The 23,235-nt window shown below is 64.3% G+C and carries 21 protein-coding genes; 6 read left to right on the top strand and 15 right to left on the bottom strand.

Annotation, left to right across the window (positions count from 1 at the left end):
- Positions 1-143: 143 nt before the first annotated feature.
- Positions 144-1,028, top strand: coding sequence for an RNA polymerase sigma factor RpoH (gene rpoH / locus AC0X69_RS06030; RefSeq protein ID WP_482612261.1), 885 nt, complete (start codon positions 144-146; stop codon positions 1,026-1,028).
- 6 nt (positions 1,029-1,034) lie between these two features.
- Here rpoH and AC0X69_RS06025 read toward each other — a convergent pair whose 3' ends face one another.
- The 3 genes from AC0X69_RS06025 to AC0X69_RS06015 form a co-directional block, all read right to left on the bottom strand.
- Positions 1,035-1,943 (bottom strand): M48 family metallopeptidase, encoded by a 909-nt coding sequence (locus tag AC0X69_RS06025; protein ID WP_482613317.1) that lies wholly within the window; start codon positions 1,941-1,943, stop codon positions 1,035-1,037.
- A gap of 75 nt (positions 1,944-2,018) precedes the next feature.
- Positions 2,019-3,005 (bottom strand): transposase, encoded by a 987-nt coding sequence (locus AC0X69_RS06020; RefSeq protein WP_482612259.1) that lies wholly within the window; start codon positions 3,003-3,005, stop codon positions 2,019-2,021.
- Positions 3,006-3,040: 35 nt separating this feature from the next.
- The gene (locus AC0X69_RS06015; protein ID WP_482612257.1) at positions 3,041-4,069 is read right to left on the bottom strand and encodes a YjgN family protein; all 1,029 of its coding nucleotides are present in this window, start codon (positions 4,067-4,069) and stop codon (positions 3,041-3,043) included.
- 128 nt (positions 4,070-4,197) lie between these two features.
- Here AC0X69_RS06015 and AC0X69_RS06010 point away from each other — a divergent pair, with 128 nt between their 5' ends.
- Positions 4,198-4,875: an SDR family oxidoreductase gene (locus AC0X69_RS06010; RefSeq protein WP_482612255.1), complete on the top strand. Its 678-nt coding sequence runs from the start codon at positions 4,198-4,200 to the stop codon at positions 4,873-4,875.
- Positions 4,876-5,305: 430 nt separating this feature from the next.
- Here the strand turns inward: AC0X69_RS06010 and AC0X69_RS06005 are convergent, their stop codons facing one another.
- The 6 genes from AC0X69_RS06005 to AC0X69_RS05980 all read right to left on the bottom strand — a co-directional run bounded on the left by AC0X69_RS06005 (position 5,306) and on the right by AC0X69_RS05980 (position 10,764).
- Entirely contained in the window at positions 5,306-6,079 is a 774-nt protein-coding gene (locus AC0X69_RS06005; protein WP_482612253.1) for an ABC transporter ATP-binding protein, read from the bottom strand.
- A complete protein-coding gene (locus AC0X69_RS06000) occupies positions 6,021-6,776 on the bottom strand; it encodes an ABC transporter permease (protein WP_482612251.1) in 756 nt (251 codons plus the stop codon). Before AC0X69_RS06000 ends, AC0X69_RS06005 begins: the two co-directional genes overlap by 59 nt.
- Positions 6,773-7,756: an ABC transporter substrate-binding protein gene (locus tag AC0X69_RS05995; protein WP_482612249.1), complete on the bottom strand. Its 984-nt coding sequence runs from the start codon at positions 7,754-7,756 to the stop codon at positions 6,773-6,775. Before AC0X69_RS05995 ends, AC0X69_RS06000 begins: the two co-directional genes overlap by 4 nt.
- A 176-nt stretch (positions 7,757-7,932) precedes the next feature.
- The gene (locus tag AC0X69_RS05990; protein ID WP_482612247.1) at positions 7,933-8,676 is read right to left on the bottom strand and encodes an oxygen-binding di-iron domain-containing protein; all 744 of its coding nucleotides are present in this window, start codon (positions 8,674-8,676) and stop codon (positions 7,933-7,935) included.
- Positions 8,677-8,725: 49 nt separating this feature from the next.
- Positions 8,726-9,220, bottom strand: a complete 495-nt coding sequence (locus AC0X69_RS05985; RefSeq protein ID WP_482612245.1) for a DUF6790 family protein — start codon at positions 9,218-9,220, stop codon at positions 8,726-8,728.
- Positions 9,217-10,764 carry an alpha/beta hydrolase family protein gene (locus AC0X69_RS05980; RefSeq protein WP_482612243.1) on the bottom strand — a complete coding sequence of 516 codons (1,548 nt, stop codon included), beginning with the start codon at positions 10,762-10,764 and terminating at the stop codon, positions 9,217-9,219. The genes AC0X69_RS05985 and AC0X69_RS05980 overlap by 4 nt, the downstream gene beginning before the upstream one ends.
- Before the next feature lie 192 nt (positions 10,765-10,956).
- Between AC0X69_RS05980 and parE the strand changes: the two genes are divergently transcribed.
- Positions 10,957-12,972: a DNA topoisomerase IV subunit B gene (gene parE / locus AC0X69_RS05975; protein ID WP_482612241.1), complete on the top strand. Its 2,016-nt coding sequence runs from the start codon at positions 10,957-10,959 to the stop codon at positions 12,970-12,972.
- Between the two features lie 151 nt (positions 12,973-13,123).
- On the top strand, positions 13,124-14,182 hold the full coding sequence (locus AC0X69_RS05970) for a sensor histidine kinase (RefSeq protein WP_482612239.1): 1,059 nt from the start codon (positions 13,124-13,126) through the stop codon (positions 14,180-14,182).
- A gap of 26 nt (positions 14,183-14,208) precedes the next feature.
- On the opposite strand, the gene AC0X69_RS05965 is transcribed toward AC0X69_RS05970, so the two are convergent.
- From AC0X69_RS05965 to AC0X69_RS05940, 6 genes are all read right to left on the bottom strand, one after another.
- Entirely contained in the window at positions 14,209-14,601 is a 393-nt protein-coding gene (locus AC0X69_RS05965; RefSeq protein WP_482613316.1) for a (deoxy)nucleoside triphosphate pyrophosphohydrolase, read from the bottom strand.
- A 17-nt stretch (positions 14,602-14,618) separates the two neighbouring features.
- Positions 14,619-15,143: a carboxypeptidase regulatory-like domain-containing protein gene (locus AC0X69_RS05960; protein WP_482612238.1), complete on the bottom strand. Its 525-nt coding sequence runs from the start codon at positions 15,141-15,143 to the stop codon at positions 14,619-14,621.
- A gap of 58 nt (positions 15,144-15,201) precedes the next feature.
- Positions 15,202-15,882, bottom strand: a complete 681-nt coding sequence (locus AC0X69_RS05955; RefSeq protein ID WP_482612236.1) for an HAD family hydrolase — start codon at positions 15,880-15,882, stop codon at positions 15,202-15,204.
- Positions 15,883-15,890: 8 nt separating this feature from the next.
- Complete coding sequence (gene argJ / locus AC0X69_RS05950) at positions 15,891-17,138, bottom strand: bifunctional glutamate N-acetyltransferase/amino-acid acetyltransferase ArgJ (RefSeq protein WP_482612234.1); 1,248 nt, start codon at positions 17,136-17,138, stop codon at positions 15,891-15,893.
- Positions 17,139-17,378: 240 nt separating this feature from the next.
- Entirely contained in the window at positions 17,379-18,272 is an 894-nt protein-coding gene (locus AC0X69_RS05945; RefSeq protein ID WP_482612232.1) for a peptidylprolyl isomerase, read from the bottom strand.
- A 120-nt stretch (positions 18,273-18,392) separates the two neighbouring features.
- Positions 18,393-21,350: a bifunctional [glutamine synthetase] adenylyltransferase/[glutamine synthetase]-adenylyl-L-tyrosine phosphorylase gene (locus tag AC0X69_RS05940; RefSeq protein ID WP_482612230.1), complete on the bottom strand. Its 2,958-nt coding sequence runs from the start codon at positions 21,348-21,350 to the stop codon at positions 18,393-18,395.
- 128 nt (positions 21,351-21,478) lie between these two features.
- On the opposite strand from AC0X69_RS05940, the gene AC0X69_RS05935 reads away from it, so the two are divergent.
- Both AC0X69_RS05935 and AC0X69_RS05930 read left to right on the top strand, forming a co-directional pair.
- Positions 21,479-22,327: an ATP-binding protein gene (locus tag AC0X69_RS05935; RefSeq protein WP_482612228.1), complete on the top strand. Its 849-nt coding sequence runs from the start codon at positions 21,479-21,481 to the stop codon at positions 22,325-22,327.
- A gap of 112 nt (positions 22,328-22,439) precedes the next feature.
- Positions 22,440-22,952: a hypothetical protein gene (locus tag AC0X69_RS05930; protein WP_482612226.1), complete on the top strand. Its 513-nt coding sequence runs from the start codon at positions 22,440-22,442 to the stop codon at positions 22,950-22,952.
- Positions 22,953-23,235: the final 283 nt, after the last annotated feature.

Here is a 23,235-nt window from a genome sequence, read left to right as displayed (position 1 = left end):
TAATCCGCGCTTTAGCCTCCCTTCACGCAATCGTCATTTTCCAGCCCTTGGGGGGCGCCCTATAATGTTTCCCTGTCGCGGTCGGCGTTTGTGACCGCGCATTGCGAACCCGCCGCATCCAGGGGGTTCGCCAGGAGGGACTTATGGCGAATGCCTTGCCCATCGTTTCAGAAGACGGCCTTGCCCGCTATCTATCTGAAATCAGACGGTTTCCTATGTTGGAGCCGCAGCAGGAATATATGCTCGCCAAGCGTTGGCGCGAGCATGATGATCCTAAGGCGGCGCAGGAGCTGATCACCTCGCATCTGCGACTCGTGGCGAAGATCGCCATGGGCTATCGCGGCTATGGCTTGCCGGTCGGCGAGATCATCTCGGAAGGCAACGTCGGCCTGATGCAGGCCGTCAAGCGCTTCGAGCCGGACCGTGGCTTCCGTCTCGCGACCTACGCGATGTGGTGGATCCGCGCCTCCATTCAAGAGTATATTCTGCGCTCCTGGTCGCTCGTGAAGATGGGCACCACGGCCAGCCAGAAGAAACTCTTCTTTAATCTTCGCAAGGCGAAGAGCCGCATCTCCGCCTTCGAGGAAGGCGATCTCAAGCCTGAGAACGTCAAGACCATCGCGCATCGGCTTGGCGTATCCGAGCAGGACGTCATCGAGATGAACCGCCGTATGGGCGGCGACGCCTCGCTCAACACGCCGCTGCGCGAAGAAGGCGAAGGCGAATGGCAGGATTGGCTCGTCGACGACAGCATCGATCAGGAGCGTCTGCTCGTCGCCCAGGAAGAGAGCGACAATCGGCTCAAGGCGCTGCGCGGCGCGCTTGACGTGCTCAACCCGCGCGAGCGGCGCATCTTTGAGGCGCGGCGTCTGTCGGACGATCCTGTCACGCTCGAAACGCTGTCCGAGGAATTCGGCGTCTCGCGCGAGCGCGTGCGGCAGATCGAGGTGCGCGCCTTCGAAAAGGTGCAGGCGGCGGTGCGCGACGGCGTTGCCCGCATCGAGTCGACGCATGCGCCGGCGATGTAGGCGAGGCTAGTCGCAGATCTTCTGCAACGCCTTCCACTCGTCGTCTGTGAGCACCGGATCCGCCGTAGCCTTGTCGGCGGCCGATAGCTTGGCGAGCCTGTCTTCGCTCAAGGGATGATCGTGGAGGATGGTGAGGAAGCCGTCCTTCTCCTTGCCCGTCACGCGCAGCAGCAGCTCACCCAGCGGCTTCGCTGGCCGGCCGAGGCCGGCAAGCGTTTTCGCCGCGAATGCGTCTGCCTGCGCCTCGGCCTCGCGTGAGTTCGCGGCGTTCAGCAGAGTCTTGCCGACGAAGACCACGGCGCCGCCGCCCGCCACGTCGCCAAAGAGCAGGCCGAAGAGATAGGCGATGCCGCTGTCGGCGATAAGGCGCCGCAGATGATCGCGGTTCTGCAAATGGCCGAACTCATGCGCCAGCACGCCCAGGACTTCATCCTGCGACTGCGCCTTCTCCAACAGTCCGGACAATATGAAAACCTTGCCCCCTGGCAGGGCGAAGGCGTTGGGCGTTTTCGAGGAGATCGCCTCGATCGTCGCAGGTAGGCGAAGGCCGGACGCGTCCTGCAGGCGCTGGGAAAGCTTCGCCAGCGCGGCGGCGCCCTTGGGCGACGCGCAGCTCTTGCCGTCAAACAATTCCCGCATCTGCCGTTCAGCCGCGTCGCCGAGACGTTTCTCCCAGGCGACGGGGACGAGCGGCGCGAGCCTGTCAGCCGCGAAAGGAACGCCGAACCAGATCAGACCCGCGATCGAAGCTGCCGCGGCGAGCGACCAGCCGACGATTCTAAGAGTCGAGCCGTCGGCGCGCCGCGACTCGTCCGCCGCAAGCATCGGGCAGCGGCGTTCGATTTCGCGTCGCGCTTCAGGATCGCGAACCTCGAGTTGCGCCAGTTCCGCAGCACCGATGGCGCGCAGCCGCATCACGTCGGACGGAGCCGGAACGCGCCGAACGTCGGCATAGGACCACGAGGCGATAACTGCGCCGCCCTCGCATAATCAGAGTCCCTTTTTTACGCCGTCGGCGACGGCCTGGCGCTCGGCGAACATTCCACAGGAGATCGCCCAGTAGAGGGCGATGCTCATGATCAGGATCAATCGTTCGAGACGATCGGGTTTTTGGATATGGCTTTGCATGAGGCCGAAGCCGCGGCTTTTGAAGTCGGAGAACATGTTCTCGATCCCCCAGCGCATTCCATAGTCGAGAACCGTGTATTTGCCAGGGTTGGCGTCCATCGCGATGATCCAGGGCTCCTTGTGGCCCTTCTCGTGCAGGATGCCGATGTTGGTGGAGACGCCGCTGCCGTAAAGCTCGGCGCCCATGACGCCTTGCGGCAAGCGCTGGGCGACCTCGCCGGTCGTCAGTTCGCCGCCCTCGTGAGCAAGGGTCAAGTTGCCCTTGAGGCGAATGCGATAGGACCAGCCGGCTTTTTGACACCATCCAATCAACTGCGCCGTTCCATAGAAACGGTCGGCGGCCAGCATGATGGAAACGTCTTTCGGCAACCACGTGCGCACGCTGTCGAGCAGTTCCTTTTGAATGGAAAAGCCAATGTTCCCCTGCGTCGACCGCACGCGCCACGCCACGGGAACGGCGCGTTTGCGCAAGCGCGCCGACAGCATCAAGACTTCATTCGCGTCGTTGATGTGGCTTTGATCCATCTGCAAGACGACGGTCTGCCCGCGCGCCGCCAGACGCTCGAGCGCCGCAAGAGCATAAGGCTTGATCGTCGCGCCGGCGTCGATCGCCTCGTTCTTCAACTGCCGTTCGATGTATTGATAGCGATGATCCGCCGCTCCGATCTCACGCGGTAGCGCAGCCGCCAACTCCATCAGATTGGCGCTGCGCGTCTCCAGCATCACCCCGGCCAGCGTCGTCAGCGCTTCGCGCCGCGACTTGTGGTAATTGGGAAGCCGTTGCTTGAAATCTTCCTCGATCGCCGCGATCAGCGCCGAACGCTCGACCATCAGAGCCTCCAGAATCAATGGAGACTCCTTGAATCACAGCAGATTCCGCGCAATCAAGAAACATTGAGGGGTGGTAAGGTTCGCCACAGGATCGAATATTGCACGATCAGCGCAAGATAGATCAGCACGCCCAAAATGATTCCGGGGATTTTGGGCATGAGCCCAATGGCGAGTCCGACTGTCAGCGCGGCCACTCCCGAAGCAAAGAGAAGGCCGACAAAAGTCCAGTAATTTCCCGTCAGCGCATGAGCTTCCAGCGTCGAGCTCGCCCGCACGTCGCCGATGCGTACGCCCTCGAGCCACCACTTCCACTGCAATGCCTTAAACCGCGCATATATGAAGACGGTGGCGGCAAGAGTCGGCAGCATCAACAGGAGCCAGACCGCTTCCTTCGTTATTTCAGTGAGGACTGGACCCGCAAGGTAAGCGGTCCCGGTGAGTGCAGCCCCGACCCAAAGTCGCCAGCCCTGCTTGAAGAAATCATCACCGGTCGCGACGAAATCGCCGGGAAGATCGCCGTAATATGTATGGCGCATCTTGTAGCCTTCCAACCCGGCCTGCATCCATGGCAAGGCCAATCCGAGGGATATGACCGTTAAGAGTCCCCAGCCCATGGCGTTTAGCGCGTAGGCAAGGCCGGAGCCCTCCATGTGAAAGCGCAGCCCTCGCCAGGCCGTGCGGTGCAGGCGATAGCGCCGCGCCCGATAGATGGCGAACTGCCAGAACGCCAGAAAAAACACGCCGACCAGCAACGAAGCAAAAGACATCTCGCGTTCGGCTTCGACGCCGAGCAGGAAGGAGGCGAGATAGATCGGCGCCAGGATGGCGATGGCGAAAAAGAAGCCGATGAGCAGTTCGCGCGCCGTGCCGAGATAGGCGAAGGCGTCGCCGTCGAGAATTGTATGCGACCACAGATGCTGGCGGATTTTGGTCGCGAGCCAGAATCGGTAGAAGCCGAAGGTGACGACTTCGAGAAGCGCGCCCTTGCGCAGGATGTCGCGAAATTCATCGTCGCGGCCGGTGAAAACAATATCGCCCGTCTCCGGCGCGTCTTGCGCCGCGCTAATCGCCACATCGTTCATGAAAAGCCCCCTTGAATAGCAAGAATACTGCACCGCGGCATCGCGCCCGGCAAGCTGTCCGCCGCCGCGCCGACGCTATATTCAGGCCAGTAGATCGATCCATCCTCAGAAACCCCTAGGTAGGCGACATGTCTCATTGGCTCATTGTCGGTGCCAGCCGCGGCATTGGCGTGGAGGCTGCGCGTCAGCTTTCGGCGCGGGGCGATCGCGTAACCGCGAGCGTCCGCAGCGCCGCCGGTCTGGCGGCGTTGAAGGCCGCCGCGCCGCACGCGACCACGTTGCAGTTCGACGTTCGCGACGAGCGGGCGGTGCGCGCCGCTGCGGCGCGAATAACCGATCCGGTCGACGTGCTGATCGTCAACGCCGGCGCCTATGGGCCACAGCGCCAGTCCTCCACCGACATGGATTTCGAGGGCGCGCTCGATCTACTCTCCATCAACACGCTCGGTCCGCTGCGCGTCGTCCAGGCGTTTCTGCCGCTCGTCAAACGCGGCGCTCGGCCGCGCATCGTGTTGATGTCGAGCATACTTGGCTCGATGTCGCTCGACGGGACGTTCAACGTCGCCTACCGCGTTTCAAAAGTTGGGCTGAATAAGATCGCGCAATGTCTCGCCGCCGATCTGAAGGCGGAAGGCGTCATCGTCGTCGCGATGCATCCCGGCTGGGTGCGCACCGACATGGGCGGACCGGATGCGACGCTCGACGTGCGCGACAGCGTGGCGGGCGTAATCCGAGTCGCCGAGTCTCTGACGCTCGCCGACACGCGCCGCTATCTCGACTATCGCGGCGAAGACCTTCCCTGGTGAACAGGAGATTTTCGAACGCGCGGCTGACGCCGTCGCACTTGGGCGGCGGCGTCACTGTAGGGCATCAATCCTTGCTTACCGCGGCCAATGCACGCACTTCGTGTCTATCCATTTGAAGTTCGGCGGACAGATATTGGCCCGGTCGCGACTCGAAATCGTCGGCCTCCAGCCGATTCGGCGCACGGACGCGCTCTGCTCAGCAGCTTGTCCCACCGAAACTCCGGCCGACGCGAAGGAAGGCGTGAGAAGCGTTGCCGCAACGAAGGCGGCGGCGGCGGATTTCGAAAGCAATGTCATCTCGATATCTCCTCTGAAATTTCGTCTCGCCCGAAATGTTTCAAATCTCTTTCGCGAGACTGACAAATGATGAATGGAATGCGCCTGGTTTTCTGTGCGTTTTCGCACGTCGGAGAAAAACTTCGGCGCGCGTTCAGGGATCGTCTCTTGACGTTCGCTCCGACGATGCTGCGCGCGCGGCGGCGAGCGCTTCCCGCGCCTGCGCCTCGAGCGCATCGGCGGCGTCCTTCTGCAGTCTGCGCGGCGCCGGCACATCGATCGTCGCGACGACATGGGCGGGGCGCGTCGACAGCAGAAACAGCCTGTCTCCAAGCGCAAGCGCTTCGTGCAGATCGTGAGTCACGATCAGCGTCGTAATGCGACGCTCGTCGATGAGCCGCGCGATCATGTCGCGCAGCTCCCGTGCGAGGACGGCGTCGAGCGAAACAAGCGGCTCGTCGAGCAGCAGAAGGTCGGGTTTGACCGCCAGGGCGCGCGCCAGCGCCACGCGCCGGGCGAGGCCGAGCGATAGTTCGCGCGGAAAATGCGCCGCGTGGTCGGCGAGACCGAGTTCATCGAGAAGCGCGGCGATCTCGTCGTCGCGCGCATGCGGCGCGGCGATGCGAATGTTGTCGATGACGCTGCGCCAGGGCAGCAGTCGCGGCTCCTGGAAGACCATGCCGAGCCGGCCGTGCTCGGGCAGAGCGATCGTTCCGACGTAATCCGCGTCAAGGCCGGCGATGAGCCGCAGCAAGGTGGTCTTCCCGCAGCCGGAAGGGCCGACGACGGCGCCCGCCTTTCCTGCCGGCAGAGTCAGCCGCAGATCTTCGAGCGCGCGAAGCGGCCCGCCGCTTGCAGAATGACAATCCTTAGACGCGATCGAGACGTTGAGAGACGCCGCGCCGCCAGCGTGAGACGTGTCGTTCAAGAGGCTGCACCAGAAAGGTTTCGACGCCGAGCATCAGCGCGACGAAGGGAAGCGCGTAAGCCAGCAGCAGCTTCATGTCGAAGAGCTGAAAGGCCATGTTGATTTCGAATCCCACGCCGTTGGAGCGCCCCAACAGCTCCACGACAAGGACGATCTTCCAGACGAGCGACAGGCCGGAGCGCGTCGCCGCGGCAAGATAGGGCGCGAGCTGCGGCAGGACGAGATGCCTGAAACGCGTGGCGGGAGAAAAGCGAAACACATGCGCCATGTCCTCAAGATGAGGATCGAGCGCGCGCGCGCCCTCGCGCACGACGACAATGGCGTTCGGCAGCTTGTTGAGCGCGACGGCGCCGATCGCGGCGACCTCGGTGAGGCCTGCCCAGACATAAGCGAGCACGATGACGACCAGCGCCGGCAGATTGAGCAGGGCGACGAGCCACGGGTCGAGCAGCCGGTCCGCGAGTCTGTTGCGGCCCATAAGATAGCCGATCGCCGTCCCGAAGTTCATGGCGAGCGCGAAGGCGGCGACGACGCGCGCAAGCGTGATCGCGAGATTGGCAAAGAGGGCCCCGGAGACCGCCTCTTCATAGATTTTCTCGAAGACGGCGGCGGGTCCGGGGAAGCGATGCGGATCGGACAGCCACGCCGCGATCTGCCAAAGCAGGAGCAGAGCGGCGAGCGAGGCGAAACGGATCAATGCGGCGTGCCCTTGGCGTCCTTGTAAAAGGTTCCGGGATCGAGCGTCTTGGCAGGGCCGACCAGCTTTTCGCCGCCGAGCGCGGCGAGCGCGCCATAGAGCGTGCGGGCGTCGGCTTCTTCCTGTGCGATCGGGCGCTTCGGCAAGCCGGCGACATAGCGCTTGCGGTAGACATCGAGTGTTCGCGCGTCCTTGCCGGCGAGGCGCTGCGTCTTGACCACATCCCAGGCCCGATCGGAGGTGGCGATCAGCTCTTTCGCCTTCTTCGTCATTGTGAAGAAGCGCGCGAGCGCGTCTTCGTCTTTCGCCGCGAAGCCTTCGTCGAAAACATAGCCCGTGACGACGACGTCGCTCTTGGCGCCGAGGGCCTTCTCGACCTCCGTGAGTTCGATGGCGCGCGCAAAGCCTTGCGCTTCGAGATCGGCGGCGAAATTCCAGAATTCGAGCGCGGCGTCGATCTCGCCCTGCAGCGCCTTCTCGGCGATGAGCGGCGGCGCGCCGTAGAGCACGGTGGCGGTCTTGTCGAGATCAACGCCCTCTTTGAGCGCATGGGCTTTGAGCATCAGCCAGCTCTTGTCGAGCGGCCCGCCCGCGACGCCAAGCTTCTTGCCCGCGAGATCCTTGACGCTCCTGATCGCGGGGTTCTTCGTCATCACCGCGCCGATCGCCGACGAGTGCGGGTAGAAGGTCAGCTTTTGACCTTGAGCGCGCTGTCGCGCGACCCATAGCCAGTCGGAGATGATGATGTCGGCGCCGCCGCCCTGAATGGCGATCTTGCCGGCGTCGGTCGAGGCGAGTTCAGTGGCCTCGATGTCGAGCTTCGCTTCCTTGTCGAGGTTGAACGCCTTGACGACGGCGAGCTCCCAGCCCAGCGTGCCGGTCTTTTGCAGCGCGATGCGCAGTTTTTCCGCCTGCGCCGGCGCCGCGAAAAGGGCGACGCTGGCGAGACAGGCGGCGAGCGTGACGAAGAAGCGTGGCATTTCTTCCCTTGGATTTTGCCTGAATGTCTTACCGCAGGATCGATGTGGCGTCGATGCGGGAAGCCTATCGCTGAAGGCTGGCGCAGACTCTCTTCGTCATGCTCGCGCGGGTCGCGGCATCCACGCGGCGTCGCTCCGCGCTTTGCAGCACGCGAGGGGCATCGAAAGGCTTGCCGTCAAGTGGAGGATGACGCGGCGCTCTTCGCCATGAGCGCCGTTTCGTAATAGTCGGCGAGCTGCGAGAGCAGGGCGGCGCAATCGCCCTCGTAGCTCGAGCCGTGCATGACGGCGAGGCGGCGCGGCTGCAGCGCCGCGAGCATGCGAATGGTCGGGCCTGTCGCAGGCGTCAGTGAAGTCGCCTGAAAGGCGTTTTCCGCCGTAATCGCCGCTTCGAGCAGGCTTTCGCCCGTGATCGGCGGCCCCTGGCCGATTTGCGTGAGGAGATCGCCGCAGAACAGCGTGCGAGTCGTCTCCTCGTAGATCAGCCCCGATTCCCATGCATGCGGCACATGCGGCGTATCGATGTAGCGCACGCGCCTGCCGCCGATATCCAGAACCTCGCCATTGGCGAGGGCGCGCGGCGGCCGGTCGGCGAGATCATTGAGCGACACCATGCACGCCGTTTGGCCATGGACCACTTGCGCCTTTGGCGCCGCGGCGAGCCAAAGGTTCATCGCGCCGCATTCATCAGCTTCGACATGGCCGAAGGAAATCCAGCGTAGCCGCTCGATCGCCATGATCGCGCCCAAGGCTTTGGACACGAGCGGAAACAGCGAACGCGGCCCGCAATGGAAGAGCAGCGGCGCGTCGGCGTCGATGAGGAACTGGTTGAAGGTGAAACCGGCCGGCGCCGCGACCTCCGGCACGAAGGTCGATAAGCGGTAGATGCGCTCGGCGATTTCATCGACCTTCGTTTCCATCTTCAACCTCAGGCTCAATTCAGTCGCCGCGTATCGTTTGCCGCGATTCCTATCTGCGTTCATCGTCCGTGGCGTCCCAGCGGCGCCACAGATAGAGAAGCAGGAGCAGCCAGAAGGCGACGAAGCCGTCGGAGAAGATCGTCAAGAAATTGTACGGCGCGTAATCGCCGGCGCGAATCGTTTGCATGACGTGGCCATAAGTCGCCCCCAGCATGAACAGCGACCATCCAAGCCCGGTCGCGAGCCGGAACGCGCCGCGAATCCAGATGCAGAGAAAGCCGAGAACGCCCCAGGCGCCGTCGTGAACGCCGACCTCGAACTGGAACGGGCTGCCCGGAGGCCAGCCGATCATCCGCGCCGTTTGATCGGGGAAGAACACATGCGGGATGAAGCCGAGCGGCAGACCGATGACGCCGACGTCGAGAACCAGCGCGTAAAGCAGCAGCAGGCGAATGACGCGAACGCGGGTTATCGGCGCCTTGCTGAGCGCCAGATGCGCCAGCGGTAGCAGCACGCTCAAAAGCGGGACGACCAAGGCGATCATGGCGCGCCCTGAATCGCGTCCGCCGCGGCGGCGGCGGCGACGCTGCGAGCGCTCGGCTTCAGCGCCTTGATCTGAGACTCTTCACACATGGCGCTCAATGCCGGGAGACCGCCATAAAGCTTCTCCGCGTCGCCATAGCCGATCGCGCCGAAGCGATAGATCAGCTGGCGCACCAGGCTGGGCTTCAGGAAATAGCCGGAGTGCACGTCGGCCTCGCCTTTGACATAGATCCAAAGCAGGCGGAGATGTCCGAGCCAGGACAGGTTCGGCGCCGTCCCCCGGGCCGCGTCCGTCACGACGCCGCGCCCGTCGGCGTCGATGCTGTCGGTGCAATCGAAATAGGTCAGCCTCTGCGCGAAGGATTCCTCCGGCTGCACGGCGCCCAGTTCCTCGTAAAGTTCGTGAAGCGTTCGGGAGCCGACGCGCAGATTGCCGAGCGTCAGCTCTTCGGAAAGCCCCCATGCGGTCAGCACGCCGACATTGCCGAGCCTGTAGCCGAAGCTGCGGCTCTTCGTCGGCAGCGAAAAGAAGTTCGCCGTCGTCGAAATGTTGCGCAGAACTTCATCGCCTTCGTTGGAAAAAAGATGCGCCTCCTGAAAGCGGATCAATGACGAATGCAGCGCATTGCTGCGGCCGGACAGCAGCACCTCAGCCGGAATGTCGGGCGAGACGAGCACGAGGCGGCGCAGGAGAAAATTCTTGCCGATCTTTGATCTGAGCTCCCGGCGCCTGCGCTCCTCTTCGCTGCCCGCGGCTTCCACGCTACGCATGGCGGCGATTGCGAGCGGGGAGAACACGTCGGACAGAATGCGCACGGCGTTGGTGACGACGAAGCCGCCCATGCTGTGACCGATAAAGGAAAGGTCGACCCTACCGATCAGATCGTCGGGGTCAGCGTTCGGACGTTTGGGAAGCCTGTCGTCGATATCGCGAATGAGATTGACGAGGTCTGGCACGCCGTAATTCGTCGCGCGAAAGCCGTCGCGAAAATAGACGATGAGCCGCAAGCCGAAAAGGGTGAGGGGAATGACGGCCATCGCCGCCGTCACAGCGGTCACCGCGACGCGCGCGAGCTTCCACCAGTCGCAGATCTCAAAATAGAAGTTCACGAGATATACGGCGGCGAGCGAGACGAAGAGAATGCCGAGGAGGAACAATGGCGCAGCGTTCAGTCCGCTCCGCCAGGGCGTTCCCATGGCTTCCGACGGCCAGCGGTAGCCCACGCAGACGAGACCGCGGTTTTCCAGCGCGTCATCGTCGTTTAGCGCAATGAACGACTCCCTGAATGTGTCGAGAACTTTCTTGCGCGGCGTATTGAAGCCGTGCACGGTGATCAAGAGCTTGGGGTTTTTCTGCTTCGCCAGAGTCTCGACGATTGTGTCTAGATTCGAAACCTTGCAGTTCTCCGGCGTCGGCAGAACGCATTCCTTGTCGTCGATATTGTCGGGCGCTGTGCTTTCGACGAAGAAAGCGGGCGTTAAGGTTTCGCCGGCCGGCGGCGCGACGTCGACCTGATACACCCCCAATTCCTGAACATGCGCCATGGATTGCCCCGAATTTTTTGATTGAGCGATAAATCCCAGGTCAGTAATTGTCGGGCCGAAGGATGCCCCAGCGTCGCGCGTGCGACAAGGCAAGGCGTCCTCCGCCTGATTTGTGAACTCCCTATGTCGGCCAGGCGAAGACGCCTGCGCCGGACCGGCCCACTCGATCCCGAATCGCGCTAATATCGCCCCATGGCTTCAAAACCTGACCTTTTCGGCGGTGCGCCGCGCAAGGCGCCCGTAGCGAAACCCGCCGCAAAGCGGGCTCCTGCCGAATATTCGGCAGCCTCGATCGAAGTGCTGGAGGGTCTCGAGCCGGTCCGGCGCCGCCCGGGCATGTATATCGGCGGCACCGACGAAGCGGCGATGCATCACCTCTTCGCCGAGGTGCTGGACAACGCCATGGACGAGGCGGTTGCGGGCCACGCCACCTTCATCGAAGTGAACCTGGAGCCCGACGGCTGGCTGACGGTCGTGGACAATGGCCGCGGCATTCCCGTCGATCCGCACCCGAAGTTCCCCAAGAAATCGGCGCTGGAAGTGGTGATGACCACGCTGCACGCGGGCGGCAAGTTCGACAGCGGCGCCTATCAGACCTCGGGCGGCCTGCACGGCGTCGGAGTTTCGGTCGTCAATGCGCTGTCCGAGAAGCTCGACGTCGAAGTCGCGATTGGCGGCGAGCTCTACCGGCAGGAGTTTTCGCGCGGAGAACCGCTCGGCAAGCTCAAATCGGTCGGTCGAATCGCCAATCGGCGCGGCACCAAGGTGCGCTTCAAGCCCGACGCGCAGATTTTCGGCGTAAGCGCGCATTGGAAGCCGGCGCGGCTCTTCCGCATGTCGCGCTCCAAGGCCTATCTCTTTGGCGGCGTCGAGATCCGCTGGCGCTGCGATCCGTCGCTGATCGAGCCCGGCGCCGACACGCCGCATGAGGCGGTGCTGCGCTTTCCCGGCGGCCTGAAGGATTATCTGGCGCGCGAGATTCATGGCCACGAACTCGTCACTGACCAGCCCTTCGTCGGCAAGATCACGCGCGAAGGCGGCCATGGCTCGCTCGAATGGGCGGTCTCCTGGCTCGCCGAGGACGACGGCTTCATTCACTCCTATTGCAACACCATTCCGACGCCGGACGGCGGCACGCATGAGGCGGGGTTTCGCGCCGCGCTGTTGAAGGCGCTGAAGGATCACGCCGAGCGCGTCGGGCAGGCGAAGCGCGCCAAGGACGTCGCCGCCGACGATCTCATGGGACAGTCGGCGGCCATGATCTCGGTCTTCATTCGCGAGCCGGAATTCCAAGGCCAGAACAAGAGCCGGCTGATGAGCGTCGAGGCGGCGCGCATCGTCGAGGGCGCGGTGCGCGACGCCTTCGACCATTGGCTTGCCGGTGCGCCGTCGCAGGCCAACAAGCTCCTGGACTTCGCCGTCGAGCGCGCGGAGGAGCGTCTCCGCCGGCGCGCGGAGAAGGACATCGCCCGCAAGACCGCGACCCGCAAGCTGCGGCTGCCCGGCAAGCTCGTCGACTGCACGAACAATTCGGCTCAAGGGTCGGAACTGTTCATCGTCGAAGGCGATTCCGCCGGCGGCTCAGCGAAGGAGGCGCGCAACCGCGCGACGCAAGCCATCCTGCCGCTGCGCGGAAAGATTCTGAACGTCGCCTCGGCGACGAAGGACAAGCTCCTCGCCAACCAGCAGCTCGCCGATCTCACGCAGGCGCTCGGCTGCGGATTGGGCGCGCATTACCGCGACGAGGATCTGCGCTACGAGAAAGTGATCGTGATGACCGACGCCGACGTCGACGGCGCGCATATCGCGTCGCTGCTCATCACCTTCTTCTATCGGCAGATGCCGCGGCTCATCGAGAACGGCCATCTCTATCTCGCGCAGCCGCCGCTCTATAAACTCACGCAGGGCGCGAAGACCGTTTACGCGCGCGACAATGAACACCGCGAAGAACTGATCGCCAAGGAACTGACCGGCAAGGGAAAAATCGAGACCAGCCGCTTCAAGGGGCTTGGCGAGATGAGCGCGGCTCAGCTCAAGGAGACGACGATGGACCCGAGCAAGCGCACGCTGCTCAAGGTGATCGTCGAGCCGGAAGATCGCGAGGAGACAGCGGACTGCGTCGAGCGCTTGATGGGAAACAAGCCGGAAGCGCGCTTCGCATTCATTCAGGAGCGCGCCGCTTTCGCGACGGAGCTGGTCGATATCTAAGCCCGCGACCGGGTGAAGGACTATTTCCTCGCCCTCATTTTGAGGAGACGCCTCTATGAGGCCTCCTTCGGATGAGGAAGCCCTTTAGCCCCTCGCGCCCGGACGCGTCTGGGAGTATGCTGCCGGCCTTTCGACACACGATAGGCGCCGAATGACCGACACGGAAATTCGCCCAGAAACCGACGACGTGCGCCAGGCGCGTTCCTTCTGCGACGAGCAGGCCTTCGCCCTGGAGCGTATGCAGCTCGCGCTCGACGCCGGGCGCACCGGCATCTGGGATTGGAATCTCATTACCGGCGAGGTGCATATAGACGAGCGCGTGCGCCGTCTGTGGGGGCTCCCCGAGGGCGTGCCGGCCAGCTTCGAGATTTTCCGCAGCGCGCTGCATCCGCAGGACAAAAAGCGCACGAAGGAGGCCGTGGGGGTCGCGCTCGATCCCACGCACGAAGGCGATTACGAGATCGAATATCGGGTCATCGGCCAGACCGACCGCATCGAACGCTGGGTCTCGGTGCGCGGGCGCACCTTTTTCGAGGAGGGGCGGGCGGTGCGCATTCTCGGCACCGCGCGCGACATAACCCCGCGCAAGCAGCGCGAACAGCATGTGCGCGTGCTGCTGCGCGAACTCGTGCATCGCTCGAAAAATCTGCTCGCGGTGGTGCAGGCGATGTCGCGGCAGACGGCGGCCGGTTCGCCGTCGCTTGAAGAATATCAGCGCAAATTCGCCGCGCGGCTGCAGGCGCTGTCGATGGCGCATGATCTGCTCGTCTCGCAGGACTGGCGCGGCGCGTCGATGCGCGAATTGGTGCGCGCGCAGCTCGCCTATTGCATGGACGTGCCGCAGATCGACTTCTCGACCCGCGCCAAGATCGATGGCCCGAAGATCATGCTGAAGCCGGAGGCCGCGCAGAATATCGGCCTCGCGCTGCACGAGCTGGTGACCAATGCGCTGAGCTACGGCGCGCTGTCGCGTCCGGACGGCGCCGTGTCGCTGACGTGGCGCTTCGAGGACGGCAGGCTCAACATCGAATGGCGCGAGAGCGGCGGTCCGGCGGTGGCAATGCCGCCGCGCGAAGGCTTCGGCCATAAGGTCGTGAAGCGCCTCGTCGCGCAGGCGCTCGACGGAACGGCGACGCTGAATTTCCCGCCCGACGGGCTGATCTGGACTCTGTCGATCCCGGCGAGCTACGCGACGGTCAGGGAAGCATAGGGCCGATCGGCGGCGGGTCCGCCAACTCAGCCCAGGAGATCGATCAGCGGGCCGATCAGCGGCGCGTCGGCGGGCGGCATTGGATAGTTGCGCAGATCGCGGGCGCGCGCCCATTTCACCGCCTGTCCTTCCGTCGGCGTGATGAAGCCCTCCCACTTTCGGCAGACGTAAAGCGGCATCAGAAGATGGAAGTCGTCGTAGGCGTGGCTCGCGAACGTCAGCGGCGCGAGACAGGGCGCGCAGATGCGCACGCCGAGCTCCTCTTCGAGTTCGCGCGCGAGGGCGTCCTCGGGACGTTCGCCGAGATGGAGCTTGCCGCCGGGAAATTCCCAAAGGCCGGCGAGTTGCTTGCCTTCGGGACGCTGCGCGATGAGCACGCGATTGTCGGCGTCGACGAGCGCCGCCGCCACGACGAGCAGAATGTTCACGGGCGCGCTCAATTGCCGGAGAGAACGACTTTCACGGGGCCGTTTTCCTTGCCGGTGAGCGTCACTTCCTCATACATGGCGCCGCCTTCGGGCTTGGGTGAGTCCTTGGGCTGCCAGACGAGTTGCGTGGTGAGATAATAATGTCCCGGCGCGACGTTCTCGAATGTGAACCGCCCGTTCGATTCCGTCGTCGTCGTGCGGGTCAGCGAGGCGTATTGCGAATCCGGCTCGACTTTGGGGATTGAGCCGGCGGGCAGGAATTTCACCGAGCCGTAGAAATTCTTGATGCGCGACTGCGCGTAAGTCGTGGCGGGGATGAGCCTCACGGTTTGGCCGGCGGCGTAACGCACGTTCGACTGCGCTGAGCCGTCGCGCAGAAACGCCTCGCCCGTGATGACGCCCTTGCCTGGCGCCCTGATGTAGTTCGCCTGCGACGGATCGAAGCCGACGCCGGGCGCCGGGCCGCGCGCGGTGTTGCAAGCCGCAAGCGCGACGAGGGGCGGCGCGACGATGAGAAGCTGCACGCAACGCATGGCAAGAACGCTCCACGAGAACGCAGTTCGCGAACCTTGGCCGCCGCACGCGCGCTGATCACGCCGGCGCGGCGGTCTCGGCGGCGATCAGGCAATCTAGCACGTCATGCATCGTCCTGACGACTGCGACGCACAGCGCCCGCTCGGCCGCCGTGGCCGGCGCGAGGTCGGGAACCATGATCGTCATCGCGCCCGACGCCGCCGCGGACCGGACGCCTGCGGGCGAGTCCTCCAGCGCGAGACAATGTCTGGACGCCATATCCAGCTGCTCGGCGGCTTTCAGAAACGTCTCCGGCGCCGGCTTGGCTTCCTTCACCATGTCGGCCGTTATTTGCACCGCGAAATAGTTCAGCAGGCCAGCGCGCTCGAGATGGCGTCTTGTGATCTCGCCGCGAGTCGACGTCGCGACCGCCATCGGCATAGCGCGCGATTGCAGATACGCCAGAAGTTCGCGCACGCCTGGCTTGACCGGAACGCCGTCCCGGGTGAGCGCCGCGAAGCGCGCATCGAACAGCGGATCGAAATGCGCCCGCGCGAAACGCTCGCCAAAGCGGCGCTCCATCAGCGCGTAGCAGTTCGACCAGGGCGTTCCGAGCATCTGCAGAAAGAAGCCCTCGTCGGCTTGCAGCTGCATCGCGGAACACGCCTCGCTGATCGCCCGCAGATAGAACCGCTCCGTGTCGAGAAGCGTGCCGTCCATGTCGAAGATTGCGGCGCGCACCGCATTGGGGAGGATCATGCGGCGGATCAGCTGCGGTAATCGCCGTTGATGGCGACATATTCCTTGGTGAGGTCGCAGGTCCACACTGTCGCCGCGCCTTTGCCGATTCCAAGGTCGACATTGATGACGATCTCGTCGCGCTTCATGATCTGCGAAACCTCCGCTTCGTCATAGTCGGGATCGCGCAGTCCTTTATGGGCGACGCGCACGCCGCCGAACCAGATCGCAAGTCTGTCGCGGTCGGCCTTCTCGCCGGCCTTGCCGACGGCCATGACGATGCGGCCCCAATTGGCGTCTTCGCCGGCGATCGCGGTCTTGACGAGCGGCGAATTGGCGATCGAGAAGGCGACGCGCTTCGCCGCCTTGGCGCTGTCGGCGCCCGTCACCGTCACCTCGACAAATTTGCGCGCGCCTTCGCCGTCCTTCACCACCTGATGCGCGAGGTCGCGCAGCACGGCGTCGAGCGCGCGCTTGAATTCGATGAGCCGCTTGTCGCCGGGCTTTTCGATTTTCGGCGCGCCGCGTTTCTTCGCTTCGCCTGTCGCAAAGAGCAGCAGCGTGTCGGAGGTCGACGTGTCGCCGTCGACCGTGATCGCGTTGAAGCTGCCCTTGACGCCGCTTTCGAGCATCGCCTGCAGCGCCTCGGCGCCGATGGCGGCGTCGGTGAAGACGAAGGCGAGCATCGTCGCCATATCGGGCGCGATCATGCCCGCGCCCTTGGCGAAGCCGCTGATCGTCACTTCGACCCCGCCGATCGTCGCCTTGCGCGTCGAAAGCTTCGGATAGGTGTCGGTGGTCATGATGGCGCGCGCGGCGTCGAGCCAGCCGTCGGGCCGCGCCTCTTCCGCGAGCTTCTCCAGCAGCCCGTCGAATTTATGCGCGTCGAGCGGTTCGCCGATGACGCCCGTGGACGCGAGAAAAATCTGCCGCTCCGGCGCGCCCGTCGCGGCCGCGGCGAGCTTCGCCGAGAATTTGACCGCCTGCGCCCCGGTCTTGCCGGTGAAGGCGTTGGCGTTGCCGGAATTGACGAGCAGCGCCCGGGCCTTGCCGCCCTTGAGCCTCTCACGGCACCAGTCGACCGGCGCGGAGGGACATTTGGATTTCGTGAAGACGCCAGCGACGGTCGTTCCGGCGTCGAGCAGGGCAAGCATCACGTCGGTGCGTCCGGCATAGCGCACCCCCGCCGCGCCGACGGCGAAGCGCACGCCCTCGAGCGGCGGGATTTCTGGCGCGGATGTCGGCGCGAGCGGCGATAGGGGAGCGTCGTGAGCCATTTTCAGCCTGAGAATTGGAGTTGACCTGCGGGGTTTGGACCCTGCGCGAGTCGCGCGTCAAGGCTGTGACTGGCGGCGGACCAGCCCATCTACCTCGCGCATCGAGGACTCATGTCGCACCGGATTGCGCGTAGGAGGCAAATGGGGCTGGCCGCGCTGCTGCCCGGCCAGCCCCATTCTTGATCTGCTGTCCTCTCCGTCCAAGTCGGCTCGCCCTCGACGAGGGTGAGGCCTGGACGCTTACTTCTTCTTTTTCTCGTCCGCCTTCTTTGGCGGCTCGGCCGTCTTCGGCGCCTCGGCCGGCTGGTCCGAGCGCTCGATCTTGGCGCCTTCGCGCAGCTTCATGACGAGTTCGCTCTGCGCCTTCTGCACGACATAGCGCGCGACCTGATCCTTCACCTGGTCGAGCGGCGGGAAGACTTTCGGGCGCTTCTCGTCGAGCTTGATGATGTGCCAGCCGAACTGCGTCTTGACGGGATCAGAGACCTGGCCCGGCTCCATCTTCGCCGCAGCGTCGCCGAATTCGGGCACCATGCGGTCCTTGGTGAACCAGCCGAGATCGCCGCCCTTGGCGCCCGGGTCCTTGGAGAGCTCAGTCGCGACCTTGCCGAAATCCTCGCCCGCCTTGACGCGCTTTAGCGCGGCTTTCGCCTCGTCCTCGGTCGGCACGAGAATGTGGTGCGCGTGATATTCAGTCTCGGGCTTCTGGTTCTTCGCCGCCTCATCATAGGTCTGCTTGATCGCCGCTTCGGTCGCCGCGTTCTGGGCGACGTCGCCGAGCAGCGTCTCCATCAGCGCCTTGTCGCGGAGATAGGCGAGCTTCTTGGCGAACTCCGGCGTTTCGGCGAGCTTGTCGGCCTGCGCCTTCTGCACGACGAGCTGCTCATCGATGAGGAAGTCGAGCACATAGGACTCGCGCGCCTTTCCTTCGAGCTGGCGCGGAATGCCGGCGCCGAGATCATCCATCGCGAGCTTAAGATCCTCGTCGGTGATCTCCACGCCATTAACCTTGGCGAGAACTTTCGCCTCAGCCGACGTCACGCCGGCGGCGCCCATCGCCAGCAGGGCGGCGAGCGCGGTCGCTCCAAGCGCGGCGCGGGCGAGTGTACGCGCATTCTTGCGGGCGTGAGACATGATGTGCTCCAGAAAATGGGCCAGGCGGCCCTGAACAAAAGCGGCCGTCGGCCGGCGGGAAAGCTCCTGCGCGAGGAATCCGGCGTATCTATGCCCGAGCGGCCGGTTCTGCAACTCCAGTCACGCGGAAACCGGGCGCTCGGCCACCTCGCCGACGACGCTCGTGAATATTTCTCGGGTTCGCTTCTGCGTGTCGGCGAGCAGCGCTTCGAGATTGGAGAGATCCGGCGCGTCGCCGATCCGCAGCAGAAGGTCCGTCAGTCCGCGCGGCGCGTCCGCCGGACGGAAGGCGTCATCGACGGCGAGCCGCAGCAGTTGCGTCAGGCCCTGATAGAGCCGCGAGGCGTCGGTCAACGCCTCCGCCGCGCCGGGGCCAAGAAAGCCGGCGTCCTTCAGATGGCCAAGGGCGACGGCGGTGGTGGTGGAAAAGAGCTGAGGCCGCTGCACGCCGTGGAGCAGCATCAGATATTGCGCGATGAATTCGATATCGATCAGGCCGCCCGCGACCTGCTTGACCTCCCAGGGGCTCGTCGAGCCTTTTTCCTTTTCGATCCGCCGGCGCATGGACAAAACGTCGTCCTTCAATTTCCGCGCGTCGCGAGGGCTCGTCAGCGCATGGCGGATCGCCGCTTCGACGCGGGTCGCGAACGCCTCGGCGCCCGCCACCACGCGGGCGCGAGTCAAGGCCATCTGCTCCCAGGTCCAGGCTTCATTGGCCTGATAATCCGAGAAAGCGGCGAGGCTCACTGCGAGCGGCCCGCTGTTGCCGGAAGGGCGCAAGCGAAAATCGACTTCATAGAGCAGCCCTTCGGCGGTCGGAGCGGAAAGGGCGCTGATCAGCCGCTGGGTGAGGCGGGCGTAATATTGCTGCGTTGAAATCGGCCGTTCGCCGCCTTTCGACTCCGCCATGGGATCGGCGTCGTAAAGCAGCATCAGATCGAGGTCGGACGCCGCAGTCATCTCGCGTCCGCCGAGCTTGCCCATGGCGACGACCGCGGCGGCGCCGCCCTCGATCGTTCCATGCGTGCGGGCGAACTCCTCGCAGACCCGCGCGAAGAGCCGGGCGATGACCGTCTCGGCGAGGCGCGTATAGGCGAGGCCGGCTTCCGCCACGGACACCGAGCCGGTCAGGATGCGCACGCCGATGAGGAATTTCTGCTCTTGTCCGAAGATGCGCGCGCGATCGAGCGCGTCTTCATAGGAGCGCGCTTCGGCGAATTGCGTAGCGAGCCGCTCCTCCAATTCGCTTTGCGTCGGCACCGTCTCGAAAAAGGCCGGCTCCATGAGCGCGTCGAGCACGCGCGGGCGCCGGGAGATCGTTTCGGCGAGTTTGGGCGCGGCGCCGGTAATGGCCGCGAGAAGTTTGAGAAGCCGCGGCTGCGAAACGAGCAGCGAGAAGAGCTGCACGCCCGCCGGCAGTTTCGAGATGAGACTGTCGAAAGCGAGAAAGGCGGCGTCGGCGTTCTCCGTCGCGGCGATCGCTTCGAGCAGGATGGGCGTCAGTTCCGTCAACCGTTCGCGCGCGACGGTCGAACGCGTCGCCGCGTAGCGGCCGAAATGCCAGCCGCGAATGGTCGCTGTCACTGTCTTCGGATTCGCAAAGCCCATATTCGCGAGCGTCTCGATCGTGCCCGGATCGTCGTCGTCGCCGGTGAAGACGAGATTGCCGGCTGACGAGGTGAGCTGCGGCGCGCTTTCAAAGAGCTTTGCATAGTGGCTTTGCACCACATCGAGCCGTTTCAGCAGCGCCTCGGCAAAATCGGCGTAACCCGAAAAGCCCATCATGCGGCCGATCACCGCGACGCCGTCTTCTGTCTCGGGCAGCGTATGTTTCTGCTCGTCGGCGACCATTTGAATCCGGTGCTCGACGTCGCGCAGAAACAGATAGGCTTCGCGCAGATCGTCGCGCGCCTGCGGCGCCACCCAGCCGCTTTCGACGAGCTGGTCGAGCATCGCGAGCGTCTCGCGCCCGCGCAGGCGCCGATCGCGGCCGCCGGTGATGAGCTGCTGCGTCTGCACGAAGAACTCGATCTCGCGAATGCCGCCGCGGCCGAGTTTGATGTTGTGGCCGACGACGGCGATCTTGCCGTGGCCCTTATGCGCGTGGATCTGCCGCTTGATCGAATGCACGTCGGCGATGGCGGCGAAGTCGAAATATTTGCGCCAGATGAAGGGCGCGAGCTCCTGCAGGAATTGTTCGCCGGCGAATATGTCGCCGGCGACCGGCCGCGCCTTGATAAAGGCGGCGCGTTCCCAGTTTTGGCCCATGCTTTCGTAATAGCTCAGCGCCGCTTCGAGCGGGATGGCGATCGGCGTCGCGCCAGGATCCGGCCGCAGCCGCAGATCGGTGCGAAACACATAACCGTCGGCGGTGCGCTCGCTCATGATTTTGACGATTCGCTTCGTCAGCCTGACGAAGAAATCGACGTCCTCTGAGGGGTCGGCGAGGCGCGCGCGCGAGCGGTCGAAGAAGACGATGAGGTCGATGTCGGAAGAGTAGTTCAGCTCGAACGCGCCGCCCTTGCCCATGCCGAGAAAAATCCATCCCGATCCGCGTTCCGGATCGCGCTGATCGGCGAGTTCGATTTTTCCGGCAAGCGCGGCGGCGCGCAGCGTGAAGCGAATGGCGGCGGAAAGCGTCGCGTCGGCGATTCGCGTGAGCGCCCGCGTCGCCTCCGGCATATCCCAGACTTTGGAAAGGTCGGCGAGCGCGATGACGAGCGCGGCTTCCTGCTTCGTGAGGCGCAACAGGCGCATCAGCTCGGCTTCGTCGTCAGTCGCGACGTTCTGCGTTTCTTCGATGAGCGCTTCGATGCGCTGCGCCGGATCGCTGTCGAGCGCTCTTGCGAGCCGCGCCGGATCGCGCGCCGCAAGATCGGTGAGATAAGGCGAAGCGCCGAGGACGCCGAGGAGCAGTTGGCGCGCTTTTGGCCGTTCGCGCAGAAGCGCCGCGAGCGCGCCATCGGCCGCGTCGTCGTTTTCCAGAACGCGGGCGAGCGCTTCCTCGGCCTTCCCGGCGTCGAGAGGCGCGATGAAGACCTTGGCGCGGTCGATGAGCGAATGTCCCGTCTGCGTCAAAATCTTTTCCCGGCTTGGCGTCGATGCGGCGCTGGCCCTTCGGTATAATCCTCGGCGTCGCGCAAATCAGCCCCATCGGCCCGCTGGCCCGGGAGAACTGATTTTCCAAGAGAGCTGCGGGGAGGGTCATGTCGCAGGAGGATGTCGCGCAGCTGCTTGCCCGCATTGCCGGGGCTTTGGAGCGTCTGGCGCCGCCGCAGCCTGAGCCGCCGGACTTTTCGGCCGCCGAGGCGTTCGTCTGGCGCGCCGCAGGCGACGCGTTTCATGCGGTCGCCCGCGTCAATCGCGTCGATCTCGCGCTGCTCAAGGGCGTCGACCGCCAGCGCGACATGCTCTTCGCCAATACGAGCCGTTTCGCGCAGGGGCTGCCCGCCAATAATGCGCTGCTCTGGGGCGCGCGCGGCATGGGCAAATCCTCGCTGGTGAAATCGGTCCATGGCGCGCTGGCCGAGCACGGCCTGAAGCTCGTCGAGATTCATCGCGAGGACATCGAGGCGCTGCCTGCGCTGCTTGGCGCGCTGGCGCAGGCGCCGTTCCGCTTCATCGTCTTCTGCGACGACCTGTCCTTCGACGGTTCGGAGACGAGCTACAAGGCGCTCAAGACCGCTCTCGAAGGCGGCGTCGAAGGACGGCCGGACAATGTCCTGTTCTACGCCACGTCGAACCGGCGGCATCTGCTGCCCCGCGACATGGTGGAGAATGAAAGCGCCACAGCGATTCATCCCGGCGAGGTGATCGAGGAGAAAATCTCCCTCTCGGACCGTTTCGGGCTTTGGATCGGCTTTCATAATTGCAGCCAGGACGACTATCTGGCGATGGTCTTCGGCTACGCCGATCATTTCGGCCTCGATGCGCCGCCGGCGACGATCCGCGCCGAGGCGCTGGAATGGTCGATCACACGCGGCGGCCGTTCCGGCCGCGTCGCCTGGCAATTTGTGCAGGACCTCGCGGGACGACTGGGGAAACGTTTGTCATAGGCCCTTGGGCGTTTACGCGTCCGCTCCCAACCGCGCCGGTTTATTTTTCGCGCGCGCTATCTTTCGCTCTGCTTAAGGCCTAGCCTGAGCTGGGGCATGAAAGGGGGGCTGCATGAACTTCAAACGCATCACGCTGATCACGACCACGATGGTCCTGTGGGTGGTTTCTCTATCTGGAAGCGCACTCGCGTTCTGTGGCGTGCTGCAGGCTTCGGCCAGCGGCTATTCCAGAGAGGAAGCGCTCACAAAGGCCAACAACAAGGGACTTGTGGAGGTTCGACGGCTCGAGGCCAATTACGGGCGCGGCGGCATTCACTACCGGCCCGCGACCTCTTCGTGCCGCGAAGGCGGGAGGGTGACCTGCTTCATCTCTCAGAACTTCTGCGTCGACGGCGGCCAGCGCGCGCGGCCGGCGCGCGGGGAGGAAGGCCATTCGATGCATGGCTGCCCGCCGGGCACGCGGCCCATTCCGGAAACGGACAATTGCGCGCCGGTGCGCAAACGGGTTGGCGAATTCGAGAGCCAGCCGTGGAAAAAGCCGGGCTGCCGGACCTGGAAACAGAGTTGCGACAGGGGCGACGGGCGGGCCTGCGCCAGATATGAGTCGACCTGCCAGGTCAATTGACCCGCGAGCGCGCCGCGAGGCGCCCGGCTGAGCGGGCGCCTCGGGCCGTCTTCGGGCTGATTAGTATGGCCGCTCCGGCATGCATTCCGCTGTCACGCATCGCGCTTTGTAGGCGTAGGGGATCATGGCGGCGACCATCAGCAGGCCGCCCATGATGATGATGATCATTTTGTAGTTCATTAGCGGTTCTCTTCGACGGCGTTTGTCCTTCGGCTTGACGCGGAGAATCCCACGGACGCCGACGCCCGTCTGTGACTTTGTCCTCTTTGTCGCATGGGCGCCG

This window comes from Methylocystis sp. Uni0008 (assembly GCF_056838045.1).
Note: the sequence above shows the minus strand (reverse complement) of the source record. Positions and strands in the feature narration are given on the sequence as shown.